Annotated in this window: 20 protein-coding genes; 11 read left to right on the top strand and 9 right to left on the bottom strand. The window is 61.1% G+C overall.

Features of this window, described 5'->3' with window-relative positions; translation table 11 throughout:
• Nucleotides 1–15: 15 nt before the first annotated feature.
• Together H7A13_11150 and djlA are read left to right on the top strand one after the other, a co-directional pair.
• Nucleotides 16–699, top strand: a complete 684-nt coding sequence (locus tag H7A13_11150; protein MCP5333892.1) for a nucleotidyltransferase family protein — start codon at nucleotides 16–18, stop codon at nucleotides 697–699.
• Nucleotides 696–1529, top strand: coding sequence for a co-chaperone DjlA (djlA, locus tag H7A13_11145; GenBank protein MCP5333891.1), 834 nt, complete (start codon nucleotides 696–698; stop codon nucleotides 1527–1529). Before H7A13_11150 ends, djlA begins: the two co-directional genes overlap by 4 nt.
• Here the strand turns inward: djlA and H7A13_11140 are convergent.
• Nucleotides 1513–1956 carry a hypothetical protein gene (locus H7A13_11140; GenBank protein ID MCP5333890.1) on the bottom strand — a complete coding sequence of 148 codons (444 nt, stop codon included), beginning with the start codon at nucleotides 1954–1956 and terminating at the stop codon, nucleotides 1513–1515. The two genes, djlA and H7A13_11140, sit on opposite strands and share 17 nt — an antisense overlap.
• A 59-nt stretch (nucleotides 1957–2015) precedes the next feature.
• On the opposite strand from H7A13_11140, the gene rpe reads away from it, so the two are divergent.
• The 4 genes from rpe to H7A13_11120 all read left to right on the top strand — a co-directional run bounded on the left by rpe (nucleotide 2016) and on the right by H7A13_11120 (nucleotide 5804).
• Complete coding sequence (rpe, locus tag H7A13_11135; GenBank protein MCP5333889.1) at nucleotides 2016–2807, top strand: ribulose-phosphate 3-epimerase; 792 nt, start codon at nucleotides 2016–2018, stop codon at nucleotides 2805–2807.
• Between the two features lie 57 nt (nucleotides 2808–2864).
• Nucleotides 2865–3671, top strand: a complete 807-nt coding sequence (locus tag H7A13_11130; protein ID MCP5333888.1) for an NYN domain-containing protein — start codon at nucleotides 2865–2867, stop codon at nucleotides 3669–3671.
• A gap of 179 nt (nucleotides 3672–3850) precedes the next feature.
• Nucleotides 3851–5335 (top strand): anthranilate synthase component I, encoded by a 1485-nt coding sequence (locus H7A13_11125; protein ID MCP5333887.1) that lies wholly within the window; start codon nucleotides 3851–3853, stop codon nucleotides 5333–5335.
• Nucleotides 5336–5348: 13 nt separating this feature from the next.
• Nucleotides 5349–5804, top strand: a complete 456-nt coding sequence (locus tag H7A13_11120) for a flavodoxin family protein (protein ID MCP5333886.1) — start codon at nucleotides 5349–5351, stop codon at nucleotides 5802–5804.
• A gap of 98 nt (nucleotides 5805–5902) precedes the next feature.
• On the opposite strand, the gene H7A13_11115 is transcribed toward H7A13_11120, so the two are convergent.
• The 5 genes from H7A13_11115 to H7A13_11095 form a co-directional block, all read right to left on the bottom strand.
• Nucleotides 5903–6325, bottom strand: coding sequence for a dihydroxy-acid dehydratase (locus H7A13_11115; GenBank protein ID MCP5333885.1), 423 nt, complete (start codon nucleotides 6323–6325; stop codon nucleotides 5903–5905).
• Nucleotides 6318–6767, bottom strand: a complete 450-nt coding sequence (locus tag H7A13_11110) for a MaoC family dehydratase N-terminal domain-containing protein (protein MCP5333884.1) — start codon at nucleotides 6765–6767, stop codon at nucleotides 6318–6320. Before H7A13_11110 ends, H7A13_11115 begins: the two co-directional genes overlap by 8 nt.
• 199 nt (nucleotides 6768–6966) lie before the next feature.
• On the bottom strand, nucleotides 6967–8250 hold the full coding sequence (locus tag H7A13_11105; GenBank protein MCP5333883.1) for an MFS transporter: 1284 nt from the start codon (nucleotides 8248–8250) through the stop codon (nucleotides 6967–6969).
• Between the two features lie 122 nt (nucleotides 8251–8372).
• Nucleotides 8373–9656, bottom strand: coding sequence for an MFS transporter (locus H7A13_11100; GenBank protein MCP5333882.1), 1284 nt, complete (start codon nucleotides 9654–9656; stop codon nucleotides 8373–8375).
• Between the two features lie 190 nt (nucleotides 9657–9846).
• Nucleotides 9847–10035 (bottom strand): Trm112 family protein, encoded by a 189-nt coding sequence (locus tag H7A13_11095; GenBank protein MCP5333881.1) that lies wholly within the window; start codon nucleotides 10033–10035, stop codon nucleotides 9847–9849.
• A 153-nt stretch (nucleotides 10036–10188) separates the two neighbouring features.
• On the opposite strand from H7A13_11095, the gene orn reads away from it, so the two are divergent.
• The 4 genes from orn (at nucleotide 10189) to H7A13_11075 (ending at nucleotide 13176) form a co-directional block, all read left to right on the top strand.
• Nucleotides 10189–10743: an oligoribonuclease gene (gene orn / locus H7A13_11090; protein ID MCP5333880.1), complete on the top strand. Its 555-nt coding sequence runs from the start codon at nucleotides 10189–10191 to the stop codon at nucleotides 10741–10743.
• 185 nt (nucleotides 10744–10928) lie between these two features.
• Nucleotides 10929–11438 (top strand): hypothetical protein, encoded by a 510-nt coding sequence (locus H7A13_11085; protein ID MCP5333879.1) that lies wholly within the window; start codon nucleotides 10929–10931, stop codon nucleotides 11436–11438.
• Complete coding sequence (locus H7A13_11080) at nucleotides 11435–11728, top strand: hypothetical protein (protein MCP5333878.1); 294 nt, start codon at nucleotides 11435–11437, stop codon at nucleotides 11726–11728. Before H7A13_11085 ends, H7A13_11080 begins: the two co-directional genes overlap by 4 nt.
• A 50-nt stretch (nucleotides 11729–11778) precedes the next feature.
• The gene (locus H7A13_11075; GenBank protein ID MCP5333877.1) at nucleotides 11779–13176 is read left to right on the top strand and encodes an amino acid permease; all 1398 of its coding nucleotides are present in this window, start codon (nucleotides 11779–11781) and stop codon (nucleotides 13174–13176) included.
• Nucleotides 13177–13191: 15 nt separating this feature from the next.
• Here H7A13_11075 and H7A13_11070 read toward each other — a convergent pair whose 3' ends face one another.
• From H7A13_11070 to H7A13_11060, 3 genes are read right to left on the bottom strand one after another with little or no spacing between them, the layout of a single operon-like run.
• The gene (locus tag H7A13_11070) at nucleotides 13192–15120 is read right to left on the bottom strand and encodes a bifunctional diguanylate cyclase/phosphodiesterase (protein MCP5333876.1); all 1929 of its coding nucleotides are present in this window, start codon (nucleotides 15118–15120) and stop codon (nucleotides 13192–13194) included.
• Nucleotides 15113–15973 (bottom strand): HDOD domain-containing protein, encoded by an 861-nt coding sequence (locus H7A13_11065; protein ID MCP5333875.1) that lies wholly within the window; start codon nucleotides 15971–15973, stop codon nucleotides 15113–15115. The genes H7A13_11070 and H7A13_11065 overlap by 8 nt, the downstream gene beginning before the upstream one ends.
• Nucleotides 15954–16301, bottom strand: coding sequence for a hypothetical protein (locus H7A13_11060; protein ID MCP5333874.1), 348 nt, complete (start codon nucleotides 16299–16301; stop codon nucleotides 15954–15956). Before H7A13_11060 ends, H7A13_11065 begins: the two co-directional genes overlap by 20 nt.
• A gap of 229 nt (nucleotides 16302–16530) precedes the next feature.
• Here H7A13_11060 and flhA point away from each other — a divergent pair, with 229 nt between their 5' ends.
• Nucleotides 16531–18648 (top strand): flagellar biosynthesis protein FlhA, encoded by a 2118-nt coding sequence (flhA, locus tag H7A13_11055; protein ID MCP5333873.1) that lies wholly within the window; start codon nucleotides 16531–16533, stop codon nucleotides 18646–18648.
• Nucleotides 18649–18667: the final 19 nt, after the last annotated feature.

The following is an 18667-nucleotide window of genomic DNA, read 5'->3' as shown; positions in this document are numbered from 1 at the left end:
GGTGCCGCGACGGCGATGAAAGCGATGATTCTGGCGGCAGGGAAGGGCACGCGGATGCGTCCACTCACGCTGCACACCCCCAAGGCGCTGCTGCCGGTGGGCGGCAAGCCGCTGATTCTCCACCATATCGAGGCGTTGAGGCGTTCTGGAGTCCGTGACATCGTGATCAACTGCGCCCATCTTGGGCAGCAGATCATCGATGCGCTGGGAGACGGTCAACGCCACGGCGTGCGGCTGCACTATTCGCAGGAGCCCGACGAACCGCTCGAAACCGGCGGTGGCATCCTGCAGGCGCTGCCGCTGCTGGACGACGCTCCCTTTCTGATCGTCAATGGCGATGTACTGACCGACTTCGACTTCGCCCGACTCAGGCTGCCACCGGGAAAACTGGCCCATCTGCTGCTGGTCGAAAATCCTGACCACCATCGCGAAGGTGACTTCTATCTGTCGCCCAGCGCAGCGGTGCGGAGCCAGGCGATGCCCGGCGCGCGCCGGCTCACCTACAGCGGCATCGCCCTGCTGTCACCGCAGCTCTTTGCGGGATGCCATCCCGGCGTTTTTCCGCTGGCACCGCTGCTGATCGCCGCCATGCAGAGCGATCGGGTCAGTGGTGAATTGCATCCTGGACGCTGGATCGATGTCGGCACGCCGGAGCGGCTGCAACGGGCAGAGCGTGAACTGGCCGGAGGGGTGGCGTGAAGCGATTTTCCATCGTCGCGTCCCAGCCGCCCTGGATCGGCAAGTTGCTTGGGGCGCTGACCGGCCTGATCTGGGCGCCCGATTCGCTCCGCTGGAGCGGGCTGGTGCTGGGTCTGCTGGCCGGCCATCTGCTCGATCAGCGCCTGGGCGGGCTTGCCCGCGCTGACACATCCGCGCAAAAGACCGTGGCCGCACTGCGGCCGCTGTTCATGCTGATGGGCCATCTGGCCAAGATCGACGGGCGGGTCAATGAGGCCGAGATTGCCGTCACCAGCCGTCTGATCGACCGCATGGTGACGCAGGGGCGTGACCGTGCCGAACTGATCGAACTGTTCAGACAGGGCAAGGGTGCCACGCCTGCCGAGATCGATCGACAACTGGACAGACTCGCCGACACGCTGTGCCACCAGCCGAAACTGGCCGAGCAGTGGCTGGGCATGTTGATCGGGTTGGCGCTGAGTGATGGAGCGCTGTGTGCGGGTGAGCGGGCGTTGATCGAGCGCATTGCCGTGCGGATCGAGATCGCTCCCGAGACACTGCGGCGCATCGAATCACGTCTGCGTCGCCAGCAGTCACGCCCGGCGGAGCCGGCCACCACCCCAGCCTCGGTGCTGATGCAGGCCTATCAGCTGCTGCAGGTGAACAGAAACGCCAGCGATGAAGAGGTCAAGCTCGCTTATCGCCGCAAACTGAGTCAGCATCACCCCGACCGTTTGCAGGCGGGTGGTGCTTCAGCGGAGCAGATACAGGCCGCTGGCCAGCAGACCCATGAGATCAGGAGTGCCTACGAACTGATTCGTGCTGCCCGGCTGTTCAGGCAATCAGAGTGAGCAGCGCCGCTTCGTAACCGAGCAGCGTGAGGTAACCGCCACAGGCGGTCCGCAGCAGCGTGCTGACCGGAATCCGGCCGAACAGAACGAAGTTCTTGTGGATGGTCAGAAAGATCACCGACAGCGCGGTGATCAGCAGCTTTGACTGCACGAAATAGTCGGGGTCGTTGACCAGCCAGAATGCCATCAGCCAGTTCAACTCCTGTGCGCCATGCTCGATCAGGCGCAGCGTCATCAAGGCATCGCCAGCTGCTGCGATGATCAGCAGCACCGCGATCAACAGATAGACCGGCTCGTACAGGTCAACGTAGCGGTTGCGTGCCAGTCGCGGCTGTGGCGCCGTGCGTCTTCGGCCGGCGATGCCCAGATGACGCAGGTTGATCCATGGTCGGTTCCGGCGCCGCTCTTCGAAAGGTGTTGTTGTCATGCTCCACCCTGTTCAATACCGAGTGCACGCTGTGTCACGCCAATCAAAGCACAGCGTTAATGATCACACAATATCCAGATCGATCCTTGTTTGTACAATTTTGCCGCAGGAGAAGGTCAGGACAAACAGACTGGGTGCCGGTAGAATGGGCCATTTTTTCGGGAACTGCCGTGGAATTTCTGCTTGCACCGTCCATTCTCTCGGCCGACCTGGCCCGTCTCGGTGACGACGTGGCCGCGATGCTTGCGGCCGGCACCGACTGGGTGCATTTCGATGTGATGGACAACCACTACGTTCCCAATCTCACCTTTGGCCCTTCGGTGGTGAAGGCGCTGCGCGGCTATGGCATCACCGCGCCGATCGATGTGCATCTGATGGTCAAGCCGGTCGATCGCATCATCGGTGACTTCATCGAGGCTGGCGCCAGCCTGATCACCTTTCACCCCGAGGCGAGCGAGCACATCGACCGGTCGCTGCAACTGATCATCGATGGCGGTTGCGCGGCAGGGCTGGTGTTCAATCCGGCCACCCCGCTGAACCATCTCGACCACCTGCTCGACAAGCTGTCGCTGGTGCTGCTGATGTCGGTCAACCCCGGGTTTGGTGGGCAGAAATTCATTCCCGGCACCCTGGCCAAGATCGAGCAGGCGCGCCGGCGGCTCGATGCCGCGCCCAATCCAGTTCGGCTCGAGATCGATGGCGGCATTGGCCTGCACAACATCCGCGCCGTGGCCGAAGCGGGTGCCGACACCTTCGTGGCCGGTTCTGCACTCTTCGGCAGCGATGACTATCGTGCGACCGTTGCGGCCATGCGCGCCGAGTTGGCGCGGGTCGAACGCAATCCGGCTTGAGAGTGCCATGCGAAACGGTCGCAACAGTTTGACCACTGCCCGTAAGGTGAATTGAGCATGATTCAGGTACGACCCGACCCAAAAATCGATGCCGATGAGCCGACGCTGCGGTTGGCGGTGCTGATCGATGCCGACAATGCCCAGGCTGCCGTCATCGAGGCGCTGCTGGCCGAGATCGCCCGTTTTGGCGAGGCGACGGTCAAGCGCATCTACGGCGACTTCACCTCGCCCACCAGTGCTTCGTGGAAAAAGGTGCTGCAGCGCTATGCGATCAAACCGGTGCAGCAGTTTGCCTACACCACCGGCAAGAACGCCACCGACAGCACGCTGATCATCGATGCGATGGATCTGCTCTATACCCGCAAGTTCGATGGCTTTTGCCTGATCACCAGCGACAGTGACTTCACCGGTCTGGCGATGCGGCTGCGTGAAGAGGGGCTCACGGTGCTGGGGTTTGGCGAGAAGAAGACGCCAGAGGCGTTCCGCAACGCCTGCCACAAGTTCATCTTCACCGAGGTGCTGCGTCCGGCGATGACAGCCAAGCCGGCAGCCGCCGCCACGCGGACGGCGCGTCGGAAAAAATCGGCTCCGGCACAGACTCTGGCCGAGACGAACGAACCGAAGCTGGAGTTTCCGACCGAATTCGTGCTGACCGCGCTCGATCAGTCGATCGACGATGCCGGCTGGGCGCAGGTGGGCACCTTTGGCAGTTATCTGACCAAGTTGCAACCCGATTTCGACGCCAGGCTCTATGGCTACCGCAAGCTTTCCGATCTGGTCCGGGCCCGAACCGATCTGTTCGTGACCGAAGAGCGGCAGGCGGCGGGTTCGAGTCAGAAGGTGCTCTATCTGCGGGCGAAGTAGTGCATGAGCCGCCATGCTCCCAATCGGCCCGGAAGACCGGTCACAGTCAGATGAACCGCAGCGTCATGCAGGCCATCATCAAAATTCCTTATCAATCGCGATGGCGTGGCATCCGCCGTTGAGTGCCTGCCGATGAGTCTGTCTGTTGCGCCCGTTGCCATGGAGTTTTCATGATCTCTTTGACCGAAACCGAGTTCAACCGCCTTGCCGCCGAAGGTTACAACCGGCTGCCGCTGACGCTGGAGACCTTTGCCGACCTCGATACACCGCTGTCGATCTATCTCAAGCTGGCCGATGCGCCCAACAGTTTTCTGCTGGAGTCGGTGGTGGGCGGCGAACGCTTTGGCCGCTACTCCTTCATCGGCCTGCCGGCCCACACCTTGCTTCGGGTGCGTGAATCGATCACCGAGGTGGTCAGCCATGGCGCGGTCATCGAGCGCCACGAGGGCAACCCGCTCGATTTTCTCGAGCAGTATCAGGCGCGCTGCAAGGTCCATGTGCCGGTCGGCTTTCCGCGCTTCTGTGGTGGTCTGGCGGGCTATTTTGGTTATGACACCATCCGTTACATCGAATCGAAGCTGGCCGGTTTCGACCATCCCGACGAAATCGGCATGCCCGACATCCTGCTGCTGCAGAGCGAAGAGTTGGCGGTGATCGACAATCTGGCCAGCAAGATCTATCTGATCGTCTACGTCGATCCAGCGTTGCCCGCTGCCTATGCCCAGGGTCAGGCACGGCTGCAGCAACTGCTCGAACTGCTGCGCGGTCCGCTGACCCTTCCGCAGAGTCGACCGAGCCCGGCGACCCTGCCGCAGCGTGATTTTCGCAAGGAGGACTATCTGGCGGCGGTGCTGCGTGCCAAGGAGTACATCGCCGCCGGCGACATGATGCAGGTGCAGATCGGCCAGCGGATCAAGCAACCCTTCAGTGACTCACCGCTGACCCTCTATCGCGCGTTGCGCTCGCTGAACCCGTCGCCCTACATGTACTACTACGATTTCGGCGATTTTCAGGTGGTGGGCGCCTCTCCGGAGATTCTGGTGCGGCAGGAGTCGAGCGGTTCGGGCACGACCAAGGTGACCATCCGCCCGCTGGCCGGCACCCGGCCGCGCGGTGCCGACCCCCAGCAGGATCGCCACAACGCCGAGGAGCTGCTGAGCGATCCGAAGGAGCGTGCCGAACATGTGATGCTGATCGATCTGGCGCGCAATGACATCGGTCGCATCGCCGAGACCGGCAGCGTCAAGGTCACCGACCAGATGGTGATCGAGCGCTACTCCCACGTCATGCACATCGTCTCCAATGTCGAGGGGGTGCTGAAACCGGGAACCAGCAACCTCGATGTGTTGCGGGCGACCTTTCCGGCCGGCACCCTGACTGGTGCACCCAAGGTGCGGGCGATGGAGATCATCGACGAACTGGAGCCGATCAAGCGTGGGCTCTATGGTGGTGCCTGTGGTTATCTGAGCTTCTCGGGCGAGATGGACCTGGCCATCGCCATCCGCACCGGCATCGTCAAGCAGGGCATGCTCTACGTGCAGGCCGCGGCCGGCATCGTGGCGGATTCGGTGCCAGAGAGCGAGTGGCAGGAGACCGAAAACAAGGCGCGCGCGCTGCTGCGTGCCGCCGAGCAGGTGCAGGCCGGACTCGACCACGTCCCATAGCGGAGTCTTCGCCATGGCCAAGCTGCTGATCCTGTTTCACAGCCAGAGTGGCAACACCCTGCAACTGGCGCAGTCGGTCTACCGCGGTGCGCTGGCGGTGGAGGAGGTGGAGAGCCGGCTGCTGCGTGCGACCGATGCGGGACTGGATGAGCTGCTCTGGTGTGATGGCCTGCTGCTGGGGACGCCGGAAAATTTCGGCTACATGTCGGGCGGGCTGAAGGATTTTTTCGATCGAACCTACTATCCGGCGCAGGATCGGGTGACCGCAAAGCCCTATGCGCTCTTCATCAGCTGCGAAAACGATGGCACCGGTGCAGTGGGCCAGATCGAGCGCATTGCCCGCGGCTATGCGCTCAAGCCGGTTCTCGAACCGCTGATCTGCCGAGGTGCGGTCTCGGCGTCATGCCTGGCACAGGCGCATGAGTTGGGAATGACGATGGCGGCCGGACTGGATATCGGCATTTACTGACGGTTGTGCCGCGGTGGGGAGAGATCCAGGCAGAAGAAAAAGCAGGCGGGAAGGGGAGGGGTCCACTGCGGGCCAAAGCCCGCAGTGGCAGGAGTCGGTCAGGGCTTCCAGGGACGGCAGGTGGCGTTGCTCTCGATCAGCACTTCACCTTTCTGATTGACAGCGGTGAGGTCGAGATCGACATGCTTGATGCCGCCTTCGCTGTAGACCTTGGTGGCCACACCCTTGAAGGTGACATCATCGCCCGGCCACAGGCGGGTCTTGAAGCGAAAACCGTACTTCTTCACCGAGGTGGCGCCGAACCAGTCGGTCAGCACCCGTGCCAGCATGCCCGAGGTGAGCATCCCCATGCCAAAGACCGTCGGCAGGCCGGCGGATTCGGCGAAGGTCTGATCATGGTGGATCGGGTTGAAGTCGCCACCGGCGCCGGCGTACTTGACGAACTGGGTGCGGTTGAAATTCTTGACGACGAAGCTGTATTCGTCACCTTCCTTGATTTTGTCGAATGCTGAATCAGCCATCTTTGACCACTCCTCCAGTCTGCAATACGGTGTTCTTGACCTTGATCACGACGTTGCCGTTCTGATCGACATATTCGCTGAACATGTCGAAGATTTTCATCTGGCCGCCGCGCTTGCCTTCCTTGACGAAGGATTTGACTTCACCGGTGCGCATCGTCAGCACATCGCCGGCAAAGACTGGTCGGACGAACTCGAACTCCTGGCCACCGTGGAGCACGAAGCGCAGGTCAAGACCCAGACTTTTGATCGCGCTGCCATCATCGCCGCTGGAAAAATGGGCGGAGGTGGCGGTGTAGGTCGGAGGGGCCGGGACTGAAGGCAGACCGGCTGCCTTGGCTGCGACCTCGTCGTGATACATGGGGTTGTCGTCTTGAAGCGAGTTGGCAAATTCATGGATCTTGCCACGCTCGATCGGAAATCCCGGAGGATTGATCGTAGCCATAAGCGTCCGTTCTCCTTGTTTGACAGATGCTGTTGTTATCGCATCGCCGGGTGGCGATGTGCTGTTGTTCCGCACCAAGCATTTCTGGCCACCAGAAGTGAACACTGCCTGACGGCAAGTTGCTGGTGCGTGGCCTCGACGAGGAGCCGCAAAAGTATCATCGGCGCTTCGCCCGAGTCAATTGCCCCATGACCCGGTGTCACTCGATGGCTGCCGCGACATCGGGTTCGCGTGCAGGCACCTTGACCAGGGCGATGGTGATGGCAGCGATCAGCAGTGCCAGGATCATGATCAGGTAGGAGATGCGGTAGCTGCCGGTTTGATCATAGATCCAGCCGGCCAGCGGGACCGCGCACATCTGCAGCGGAATCATTGCCGGTCGGATCAGACCCGAAACTCGGCCGAACGACAGGCGACCGAAGATCTGTCCGGTGGTGGAACTTTGCAGTGGCACGACACCGCCCATGCCGAAACCGAACAAGGCGCCACCCAGCAACAGCCAGAGGTAACTGCTGCAGAGCATCAGCAGGATCGCGCCAAGCAGTTGCGTGATGATGCAGAGCCAGACCGCGAACTTCGGCTCATTGTGGTCGGTCAGCCAGCCGAACACCACCTTGCCGATCACGCCAATGCCTGCCGAGACCGAGAGGATCATGGCGGCCTGGGTGGTCGAAAGCCCCTGGCTGGTCAATTGCGGCACCATGTGGATCAGAATGGCCTGAAACACCCCGACCAGCAACGCGAAGGTCAGCGCAATGAACCAGAAATTGCTCGATCGCAGAATGGCAGCCGTGCTCCATTCGGCTTCAGCGCCACCCAGAAAGGCGCGGTGCTGTGCATCGGTGGCACCGTCAGGCCGTTGGCCAAGCTCTTCCGGGTTGGATCTGACCAGCAGTGCCACCACTGGTGCCACGCAAAGCAGGGCTACAATGCAGTAGACTAGGTAGCCACCGCGCCAGCCGATATGGTCGATCAGCCAGGCGGAGAGTGTTGGCATCACCAGGCCCGAGGCGGAGATGCCCATGGTGGCGATGCCCAGCGCCAGACCACGCTTGCGGATGAACCAGGCCGCAACCAGTTTGGAAGAGGCCTGCCCGCCCATGGCCGCACCACCAAAGGCATTGCAGGTGGCGAGAATCAGATAGAACTGCCACAGTGCCGAGATGGTCGAGAGCAATCCATAACCCAGTGCCAGTACCGTCGCGCCGAGCAGCATGATCCAGCGGGTGGGGTAGCGGTCGAGCGCCCGTCCGAGAAAGGGCGCCATCAGGGCGCCGCTGACATTGCTGATCATGAAACCGAGCGACACATCCAGGTGACTGCCGCCGAACTCCTTGCTCAGTGCAAGAAAGAAGATGCCGTAGGAGTAGAAAAAAAAGCCGACCGAAATGAAGTCGGTAAAGAAGGCGATGGCCACCATCCGCCAGCCGTGAAATGGAGGCTTTGCCGAAGGGTCGGCAGGATTTTCAGGCAGAGGCTGCATGGGTGGGCTCGGACAGGATGGTGCGGGAGGGTGAATCTATCCGTTCATGAACAGAACTGCCATGAAAAGCACATCGACGCTGCAATGGAAAACGGTCCGGATGGTGGAGGCTTGCGAAGGCTTCAATTTCCCGCAGTTTCAATGGAGGGTGTTGATCGAACCGGTGGTTTCATCCAGCCGACGCAGAGCGCGCAGAGTGCAGTCAATGCGGCCAGAGAGATGAACACCGTCTGATAACTGCCGGTGCGGTCGAAGATGGCTCCTGCGGCGATGGGTCCGGATGCGGCAACCAGCGTGTAGGAGAGCGCCTGTATCGCAGCGATGGCGGAAAAGTTGAGCGCGCCGAAATAGTTGGCGGTCAGCGCCGTCAGCGCGATCAGGTAGACACCGATACCCATCCCGAACAGCACCGTGAACAGATAGACCAGCGGCTGGGAGGTGGCGAAATTGAGCAGGAGAAACCCGATCGCCTGGAACACCATGCCTGCGGCCAGAATCCACCTTGGATCGATGCGGTCGCCAATGCCGCCGCTGAGAATGCGTCCTGTCGAGTTGAGGATGGCGACCATCCCCAGACTGCTCGCAGCAACCAGCGATGAGACACCGATGTCGGACAGATGCAGAATCAGATGGGCGTTGATGGTTGCCGAAGCAGTGGTGGCCGCACAGGCCACCAGAACGGTGAGCCAGAAAAAACGGGTGCGCAGCGCTTCGCGCAGGGTCCAGTTTTCACTGGTCTTGAACACGGCATTGGTCGAGGTTGCGGTGACATGCGCCTCAGCGGGGTTCTTGACACCGTCTGGATGCTGGCCAATCTCCTCAGGCCGTTCTCGAATGGCCCAAAAGCCGAGGAGGCCGACCAGCAGGCCGCAGACAGCCATCAGCAGCCAGACGATCCGCCAGTTGCCGGTCTGCTCCACCAGTGCCGCGACCATGGGTGAGGCCACGAAGCCTCCCAGTCCACCATTGGCCATGAACAGCCCCATCGCCAGTGCGCGGCGCTGCACGAACCAGGTCACCAGCAGATTGCTTCCAGGCAGCACGCTGGTCATGGAGAGACCGATGGCGATGAAGAAGCCGGTACCCAGATAGAAAATGTACAGAGAGGATGTCTGGTAGATCAGCAGAGCGCCGCAGACGATCAGGATGCCGCCCGTCAGATAGGTCTTTCGTGTGCTGAATCGGCGGATGAAGATCGACACCAGCGGAGCACTGACGCCCCACACCAGCAGCAGCAGAGAGAATCCCACCGAGGCCTGACCTCGACTCCAGCCGAACTCCTCGATCATCAGCGGCAGCACGACGCTGAGGCCGTACATGCACAGCCCGACCCCGAGGAAATAGCAGAGGCTGATCACGGCCAGAAGAACCCATCCATAGAACATCCCGTCATTTTTTTTGCGCATGGGTCTGCCTGTTTTTATTGTTTTCAAAGAATGTTCTGGAAAGTGTGTCGTCAAGCTGCGTTGCGCGGCATCGAATGCCGCAACCCTTGACGGTTTGCATTATTGAACGAAAAAACAGCACATGAAAGTTTTTTCATGCCGGTTTCGATGCAGGCGCCCGATGGTGTCGAGGAGCCATCCGCTGCGGCCGTCACAACTGCTTTTTTTCTTCCTCGGTCAACAGGCGGGCTTCGGACTCGAGCATGATCGGAATGTCATCGCGGATGGGGTAGGCGAGACCGCTGGCTTTGCACAGCAACTCGTTGCGCTCCTTGTGATAGACCAGCGGTGCCTTGGTGACGGGGCAGACCAGAATCTGCAGAAGTTTGGGGTCCAGCATGAAGGGGCTCGTGAAAGATGAAAGGTAGGGCGGCGGGATTATAGCAATGCGCACGACTGGGCATCATCCTTCAGAAGCGTGGTTTTGCGCAGTCGATGCCGTGCTCTTGGCATTGTCGCTACAATGACCGTTCCGTCACCTTGAGAAACCGCCATGAGCCGTGCCGACCACCTGATCTGGATCGATCTGGAGATGACCGGGCTCGATCCCGACCGGGACCGCATCATCGAGATCGCCACCCTGATCACCGATGCCGATCTCAATGTGGTTGCCGAAGGTCCGGTGATGGCGATTCACCAGTCCGATGAGGTGCTGGCGGCAATGGATGAGTGGAACCAGCACCACCATGGCGTCTCCGGGTTGATCGACCGGGTCCGAACCAGTGGTGTCGACGAGCAGGATGCCGAGCGCATCACACTCGATTTTCTCGGCCGCTATATCGAGCCACGGCGCTCACCGATGTGCGGGAACAGCATCTGTCAGGATCGCCGCTTTCTGGCCCGACACATGCCACGGCTGGAGCGGTTCTTTCACTACCGGAACCTCGATGTCAGCACCATCAAGGAGCTGGCGCGGCGCTGGCGTCCGGAGTTGCTGAATGGCCTGAACAAGCGGGCCACCCATGTCGCCATGGATGATGTCAAGGAGTCGATCGCCGAACTCAGCCACTACCGGGCGCAGTTCTTTCGCATGAATGAGGACGGGTAGTCTGCGCTGAGTCGGGCCTTCTGCGCTCTTTTTTGGAGCGGACGGAGGCTCGACCTTGGCGCAAAGGGCGGGTCCGAGCTCGACTTTCGATCGTTTTGCACGCTCGATCACCGTTTTTTCCGATTTTTCCAGTTGGCAGGAGGATTGCCTGTCACCGTTGAGACTGGAAGAAACGGAGATCGAGGATGAGTACGATCACTGCACCTCCCGCCATGACCCGTTGGCTTGCCGGGTCACGGTGGGCGCCGGATTTCGTTTCTGGAGGGGCCGATCCTGCGTTGTTCTGCGACTGCTGTGCAGCGGGGTCGGGAGTTCCATCGCTGACTGCATTGCCTGCGGCATTGCAGGAGGTGCGGCGTGCCGAGACCCTGTCCCTGATCCGGGCGCAACTGCGGCACTTCGCGCTGCTGCTGTACATGAAGGGCAAGCCCGATCAACCGCGCTGTGCGCGTTCTGCCCGCGTCGTGGCGCTGCTGCGCCACGCACAACTGCCGTTTGCCTTCGTCGATGTGCTGGCACAGCCGTTGATTGATGAGTTGTTGCAGGAGTTTTCTGGCCTGTCTGGCTACCCGCAACTGTTTCTGGATGGGAACCTCGTGGGTGGTTATGCGGCCATCGCGCGTGCGATCGAGGATGGCACGCTGTCGCGCTGGATCGAACAGCGTTGCCGTGCCGAGGAGGTGGTGATTCCATGACGCCGCAACAGATCGAGCACTGCATCATTGAGGATCTGCCCGATGCAGTGATCGATGTGGAGATCAAAAGAGGAGCGACCGTTCTGCGAGTGGTGAGTCAGAAGTTTGCTGGCCGAGGGCAGTCGGAACGGCAGCGTCATGTTCTCTCACTGCTGAAACAGGGGCTCGCGAACGGCAGCCTGCACATCAGTCATCTCAAGCTTTATTCGCATGATGAGTGGGCGGTGCTCAAGCCGACCGAAGAGATTCTGCTGATACAACGGAACGGCTCATGGCCAGCGTCCAGTTAAGACGCTATGATGCTTCAGCATAAATAACAACAAGATAGGGTTTTATCCTCATGCTGACAGCTCTGTTGCGACGCAAATCGATCAGCCAGGCGCTCGCGCTCAGTGAAGAGAATGGGCTGCACCGTGCGCTGGGTCGGTTCGACCTGATCTTTCTGGGCATTGGTGCGGTCATCGGTGCCGGCATCTTCGTGTTGACCGGCATTGCTGCAGCGACCAAGGCAGGACCGGCGTTGTCGCTCTCATTCGTCGTGGCCGGATTGGCCTGCTTTTTTGCCGCGCTGGTCTATGCCGAACTGGCCTCGACGGTGCCGGTGTCGGGCAGTGCCTATACCTACTCCTATGTGACCATGGGCGAATTCATTGCCTGGATCATCGGCTGGGATCTGATTCTGGAGTATGGCGTGGCCTCGGCGGCGGTGGCCATCGGCTGGTCGGGCTACTTTTTGCAGCTGTCGACCGCGATGGGACTCGATCTGCCGGAGTTGCTGACCAAGGCACCGCACGAAGGTGGCTGGATCAACCTGCCGGCGGCAGGGGTGATCATGCTGGTGACGCTGCTGCTGGCGGCGGGCGTGCGGCAGAGCAGCCGGGTCAACAATGTGGTGGTGCTGGTCAAGCTGGCCGTGATCGGCCTGTTTCTGCTGGTGGCGGCCCCCAAGGTGCAGGTCGGGAACTGGCAGCCGTTCTTTCCGTTCGGCTGGCAGGGGGTGATGGGGGGGGCGGCGCTGATCTTCTTTGCCTACATCGGCTTTGATGCGGTCTCGACTGCGGCCGAGGAGGCGCGCAATCCGCAGCGGGATCTGCCGCTAGGCATTCTCGGGTCGCTGCTGTTCTGCACGGTGATCTATATCGCCGTGGCGATGGTGCTGACCGGCGCAGTTCACTACAGTCAGCTCAACGTCAGCCATCCGGTGGCCCATGCGCTGGAGCTGATCGGCAGCCCGGCCGCTGCCGGACTGGTGAGCGTCGGGGCGATTGCCGGGCTCTCATCGGTGCTGTTGGTGCTGCTTTATGGCCAGAGCCGCATCTTCTTTGCCATGTCGCGTGATGGGCTGCTGCCGGCGGCTTTTTCCCGGGTTCATCCGCGCACCCGCACACCGGTCACCACCATCATTGCCACGGGCGTGGTCGTCGCGCTGGTGGCCGGGTTGCTGCCGATCGGTGCAGTGGCCGAGTTGGTCAATGTCGGGACCCTGGCGGCCTTCATGCTGGTGTCGATCGGTGTGATCGTGCTGCGACGCACCCAACCGGAGCTGAAAAGACCCTTCCGTACACCCTTTATGCCGTGGACGCCGATTCTGGCGATTCTGTTCTGCGGCTATCTGATTGCCAGTCTGGATGCGGTGACGCTGCTGCGTTTCGTGGTCTGGATGGCGATCGGCATGGTGCTCTACTTCTGCTATTCGGTTCGCCACAGCACGCTGGGCAGGGCAGCCGCCAACGACTGACCGCGGTCATGCCTGTCAACCCAGCTCGAGGTAGCGCAGCAGATCAGCCTCGGACAGGGGACGGCTGTAGAAATAACCCTGGATGCCGTAACAGCCCTGTTCGCGCAGAAATCGGACCTGTTCGGCCCGTTCGACCCCTTCGGCAATCAGTTGCAGATTGAGGCTCTTGCCGAGGGCGATGATGGTGTTGACGATGGCGGCGTCTTCGGGGTTGCTGTCGACATCCTGGATGAAGGAGCGGTCGATTTTCAGGATGTCGATCGGGAAGCGCTTCAGATAGCTGAGCGATGAGTAGCCGGTGCCAAAGTCATCGATCGAGATCTTGATGCCCTGCCGATGAATCGCCTGGAGCCGATCGATGGTCTCCTGGACATCCTGCATGATGGCCCGCTCGGTCAACTCCAGTTCGATCAACTCGGCGGGTACCTGATGGCGCCGCATCGTTTCGAGCAGTGAGTCGAGGAAGGTGGCATGGGTGAACTGGTGGGCCGAGATGTTGATGGCCACCGGGATGCTGTAGCCCTGTTTTTGCAACTGGCTTTGCAGTCGGCACACCTCTTCGATCACCCAGGCGCCGATCGGCGTGATCATGCCGCTCTCCTCGGCCAGCGGGATGAAGTGGTTGGGAGGGATCCAGTCGCCGCTCTCATCCTGCCAGCGCAGCAGCGCCTCGATGCCGATCACCTGATGTTCACGGATGTCGATCTGCGGCTGGTAGTGAAGCTGGAACTGGCCATTGACCAGCGCATGGCGCAGCTTGTTGCCGAGGGCCAACTGATGCAGTGACTCCTGTCCCATGCTGGGCTGATAGAGCAGGTGGCGATTGCGTCCCCGTTGCTTGGCCTGATGCAGGGCGATTTCGGCAAGTTGCAGCAGCTTTTCGGGCTCCGCGGCATGGTCGGGATAGCAGGCGACGCCGGCACTGAAGGCGAGCAGCAGTTCATGCTGTGCCACCTTGAACGGCTCGCTCAACGCCCTGCTGATGCGCTCGATGATGGCGTTGATCTGGCTCTGGGCATTCTGTCCACTCAACAGGACGCAAAACTCGTCGCCGCCGAAGCGGCCAACGTGGGAGATGTCGCTGCTTTGCACCAGGCGCGAGAGGGGGTCATATTCACGGACATTGCTGGCCAGACGCTGTGCCACCCGCTTGAGAATCAGGTCACCCACGGCATGGCCGAGGCTTTCGTTGATCCGTTTGAAAAAGTCGATGTCGAGCAGAATCAGCGCCATGCTGGAGCCGTCGCGCTGGGCGCGCTGGATTTCGCGGCGCACCTCCTCCTGAAAATGCTCCCGGGTTGGCAGATCGGTCAGGGCATCGTATGTGCTGGCATGTTCGAGCTGGTCGTTGCGCTCCGTGATGAGCTTTTCGAGATAGTGGTTCTGGCGCTCAACTTGGTGATAGAGCCGCACATTGTGCAGCGCATAGGCACAATGCTGGAGCACGGCCATCAGCAGCCGCTGTGCCCGAGGCGGCAGGGCGCGTTCATCCTCGAAGGTGGCGATCATCATGCCGAGCGTCTGGTTGGGCACGGCGATCGGACAGGCCAGGACGTTGAACTGCTCCTTCTGCTTGTAGAGGGTGGGCAACTGCTGCTTGACCGCCCAGCCAAACTGGCCATTGTCGATCAACTGATCAAGCAGTCGGGGCAGGGTGACATCGAAGCTGCCGCTGCCGACGCCACGCAGATTGAAGTTGAGGCCCTCTTCGTCGGTCAGTGCAAAACCGATGGCATTGAACGGAGCAATACGCTGCAAAAAAGGGAGAGTGGCTCCCAGTATCCGTTCACTGTTGCCATGCGGAAGGCAGTGCTGATAGACCACGGCGATCGAAGAGAGAATGTCCAACTCGTTCGCATACCAGCGGTTGAGCTCTTCGAGAAAATCGACGCGCTCCTGCAGCTTGCCAGCCGGCAGCTCGAGTAGTGTGTTGGGCTCAGCCATCGGTTTCGCCCAGCAGCAGTGGTTCGACATCCTGGTACTGTCGCTCGAGTTCATTCAGCAGGCTCTCCAGTGTCGCTGCACACAGACCAAGTGTCCGCAGTGCACCGGGGTCGAGCCGTGGCGCAAAATGGTCGCCGGCATGGCCGAACGCGGCACCATCCGCCAGCCAGTTGGCCAGGTGGACGATGCAGGCCACCACACTGGTGGTGGGCGCGATCGAGGGGGCGATGTGGTGGCGCACGCCTTCGCAGTGCAGGGCCGGGAGGTTCCACTGCTTGAGCAGTGCATGGCCGATTTCGGCATGGTGAAAGCCCAGCAGCTGCTCCTCGGCATCGCTCAGCAGCAGACCGGCTTGCTGCGCCTGGATCAGAGACTGTGTGGCCAGTTCGGGATGGTCGGTAAAGAGCACCAGGCGGCCGATCTTGTGGAACAGTCCGGCAAGAAAGAACCGCTCGCTGTCGCGTTCGCGCAGATGGATGGCGATGACCCGCGCGGCGATCGCGGTGGCCAGCGCATTGCGCCAGAATTCACGCATGCTGAGCTGCGGGGTCTCCAGCAGCCGGAAGCGTTCGATCACCAGCGTGGCCAGCGCCAGCTCCTGCAGTTGTCGGGTGCCGATCAGCGTCAAGGCCCGGGTGATGGTTTCGATCGGGCCGCTGTGTCGATAGAGCGCGCTGTTGGCCAGTTTGAGCAGCCTGGCGGCGAGGCCAGGTTCGTTGCCGATGATCCGCGCCAGGTCATCCAGTGTGCTGGCAGGCGAGAGAATGGCGGCTTCCAACTGCTGATGCAGTTCGGGCAGCGACGCCACGGTGGTGGTGTTGGCCGCAATCGATTCAGCGCTGAGCGGTGCCATGCAGATATCCCAACTGTTTGGCCACCCGGTTGAAGACCAGCCGTTTCATCTCTTCAACGGCCGGATCCGCTGGATCGTTGTGGCGAAAGCGTTCGCAGACGATGGCTTCCACCTGCAGGCTCTGTGCCTCAGGGAGTTCCACCTTGCCGGGCCGCAGCGCCTCTGCACCATCCACCACCACCTCGGTGATGCCCCAACTGCGCAGCGCCTTGAGTTTGCGCTCATCCAGGGTGCAGTCGGCGGGCAGCAGGATGCGTCCGTTGCCATCCTTGATGTCGTTGATGATGCGCATGCCGGGTTGCGCGTGCTGGATCGATAGAGACTGCATCGGTGTTGGCGCTGTTTGTGACTGGAGTCGCTGACCCTCTTTGAGAAATAGCATAGTCAATAATTTTCTATGGTACAGAATTCAGTCGTTTCAGGTTCGGTCGACTTTGGTTCGATGCGATGAATGTCCTGCTGAAAAAGCGGGAACACATCTTGCTGAACAGGGGTGAACGGCATTTCGGCGTCAAAAAACCGTGATGCCTCACCGCTGCTGAACAGAGACAAACCGGATGAACACTCGACTTGATGCGGGCCCGGCACCCATTGCCTGGCGGCGTCTGCTGCAGGGCAGCCTCGGCATTCCGCTGATTCTGCTGGCGCTGCTGGGCATGATGGTGCTGCCGCTGCCGGCGGCGTTGCTCGACCTCTTCTTCACCTTCAACATCACGCTGTCGATCGCGGTGCTGCTGGTCTGTGTCTACGCCAGAAAGCCGCTCGATTTCGCGGTTTTTCCCACGGTGCTGCTGATCACCACCCTGTTCCGGCTGGCGCTCAATGTCGCCTCGACACGGGTGGTGCTGCTGCATGGCCATGAGGGCGGTGATGCGGCCGGCAAGGTGATCGAGGCCTTCGGCGAGGTGGTGATCGGTGGCAACTATGCGGTGGGGTTGGTGGTCTTTGCCATTCTGATGATCATCAACTTTGCCGTGGTGACCAAGGGTGCGGGGCGCATCTCCGAGGTGAGTGCCCGTTTCACCCTCGATGCCATGCCGGGCAAGCAGATGGCGATCGATGCCGACCTCAATGCCGGCATGTTGACGCAGGATGAGGCCCAGCAACGGCGGCGGGAGGTCGCACAGGAGGCCGATTTCTACGGGGCGATGGATGGCGCCAGCAAGTTCATCCGCGGCGATGCGATCGCCGGGCTGCTGATTCTGGTGATCAACCTTCTGGGTGGTCTTGGCATCGGCATGTTGCAGCATGATCTCGGCTTTGCCGAGGCGATGAGCCGCTACTCATTGCTGACCATCGGTGATGGTCTGGTGGCGCAGTTGCCCTCGCTGATGCTCTCGATTGCTGCCGCGATCATGGTGACGCGGGTCGAGAGCATGAGTGACATGAGCGAACAGATCGTCGCGCAGATGTTCAGCTCCCCAAGAATTCTGCTGGTGACCGCGGCGGTGATGGGGGTGATCGGGGCGATTCCGGGCATGCCCCATCTGATTTTCGGTGTGCTGGCGGCGGCGACCGGCGCGCTGGGTTATTGGTTGGAGCAGAAAAAACAGCGCGCGCTGTTGGCACCGGTGACCGATGAGGCGCCAGTGGTTGCAGTGACGCCCGAAGTGCGGGAGCTCGGTTGGGACGATGTGACGCCAGTCGATGTGACCGGCCTCGAGGTGGGCTATCGGCTGATTCCGCTGGTCGACAGCACCCAGGGCGGTGAATTGCTGGCGCGCATCAAGGGCATACGCAAGAAGCTGTCGCAGGATCTTGGATTCCTGATTCCATCGGTGCACATCCGCGACAACCTGGAGCTGCCGCCGAACCACTACCGCATCATTCTGATGGGGGTGGCAGTGGCGGAGGGACGGATCGAGATGGGGCGGGAGCTGGCGATCAACCCGGGCAAGGTGTTCGGCACCCTGCCGGGCATCGAGACCCAGGATCCGGCCTTCGGCCTGCCGGCGGTCTGGATCGATCCCGGCCAGCGTGAGCGGGCGCAGTCGCTGGGCTATACCGTGGTGGATGGCAGCACCGTGGTGGCGACCCATCTCAACCAGATTCTGCTGGAGCATGCGGTCGACCTGCTCGGACATGAAGAGGTGCAGAAGATGGTCGATCTTCTGATCAAGTCTTCACCCAAACTGGCCGAGGAGCTGATTCCCAACCGCATCAGCCTCAGTCTGCTGCTGAAGATATTGCAAAACCTGCTGCGCGAGCGGGTGTCGATCCGCGACCTGCGGACCATCGCCGAAGCCATCACCTCCGTGACACCACCGAGTCAGGATCCGACCGTGCTGACCGCCGCGGTGCGCATTGCGCTGTCGCGCATGATCGTTCAGGGATTGGTCGGCAATGGCGGTGAGATTCCGGTCATTACCCTTGAACCGCAATTGGAACAGATGTTGCTTTCTTCATATAAACAGGCGCGCGACGCCGGAAATCCGCCGGAAGAGGGGATGGTGATCGAGCCGAGCCTGGCGGAGCGGATGCAGCGGATGCTGCGCGAAGCCGCCGCGCGTCAGGAGATGGACGGCCAGAGTGCGGTGCTGCTGGTGTCCGCACCGCTGCGGCCAGTGCTGGCACGCTTCGTCCGTTACGGTGGCGTGTCGATGTCGGTGCTGTCGTACCAGGAAGTGCCTGAAAACAAGCAGATCATGGTGGTCGCGACCGTAGGTCGTCACTGATGGGTTGTCTGAAGCTGGA

Source organism: Pseudomonadales bacterium, assembly GCA_024234215.1.
GTDB lineage: Bacteria > Pseudomonadota > Gammaproteobacteria > Pseudomonadales > UBA5862 > JACKOQ01.
This window is presented reverse-complemented; position numbering and strand designations above follow the sequence as displayed.

Coding starts and splice junctions, on each gene's coding strand:
- H7A13_11150 (MCP5333892.1), top strand. CDS start 16: ATGAAAGCGATGATTCTGGCGGCAGGGAAGGGCACGCGGATGCGTCCA.
- H7A13_11140 (MCP5333890.1), bottom strand. CDS start 1,956: ATGACAACAACACCTTTCGAAGAGCGGCGCCGGAACCGACCATGGATC.
- rpe (MCP5333889.1), top strand. CDS start 2,016: ATGATCACACAATATCCAGATCGATCCTTGTTTGTACAATTTTGCCGC.
- H7A13_11130 (MCP5333888.1), top strand. CDS start 2,865: ATGATTCAGGTACGACCCGACCCAAAAATCGATGCCGATGAGCCGACG.
- H7A13_11120 (MCP5333886.1), top strand. CDS start 5,349: ATGGCCAAGCTGCTGATCCTGTTTCACAGCCAGAGTGGCAACACCCTG.
- H7A13_11115 (MCP5333885.1), bottom strand. CDS start 6,325: ATGGCTGATTCAGCATTCGACAAAATCAAGGAAGGTGACGAATACAGC.
- H7A13_11110 (MCP5333884.1), bottom strand. CDS start 6,767: ATGGCTACGATCAATCCTCCGGGATTTCCGATCGAGCGTGGCAAGATC.
- H7A13_11105 (MCP5333883.1), bottom strand. CDS start 8,250: ATGCAGCCTCTGCCTGAAAATCCTGCCGACCCTTCGGCAAAGCCTCCA.
- H7A13_11100 (MCP5333882.1), bottom strand. CDS start 9,656: ATGCGCAAAAAAAATGACGGGATGTTCTATGGATGGGTTCTTCTGGCC.
- H7A13_11095 (MCP5333881.1), bottom strand. CDS start 10,035: ATGCTGGACCCCAAACTTCTGCAGATTCTGGTCTGCCCCGTCACCAAG.
- orn (MCP5333880.1), top strand. CDS start 10,189: ATGAGCCGTGCCGACCACCTGATCTGGATCGATCTGGAGATGACCGGG.
- H7A13_11085 (MCP5333879.1), top strand. CDS start 10,929: ATGAGTACGATCACTGCACCTCCCGCCATGACCCGTTGGCTTGCCGGG.
- H7A13_11080 (MCP5333878.1), top strand. CDS start 11,435: ATGACGCCGCAACAGATCGAGCACTGCATCATTGAGGATCTGCCCGAT.
- H7A13_11075 (MCP5333877.1), top strand. CDS start 11,779: ATGCTGACAGCTCTGTTGCGACGCAAATCGATCAGCCAGGCGCTCGCG.
- H7A13_11070 (MCP5333876.1), bottom strand. CDS start 15,120: ATGGCTGAGCCCAACACACTACTCGAGCTGCCGGCTGGCAAGCTGCAG.
- H7A13_11065 (MCP5333875.1), bottom strand. CDS start 15,973: ATGGCACCGCTCAGCGCTGAATCGATTGCGGCCAACACCACCACCGTG.
- H7A13_11060 (MCP5333874.1), bottom strand. CDS start 16,301: ATGCAGTCTCTATCGATCCAGCACGCGCAACCCGGCATGCGCATCATC.
- flhA (MCP5333873.1), top strand. CDS start 16,531: ATGAACACTCGACTTGATGCGGGCCCGGCACCCATTGCCTGGCGGCGT.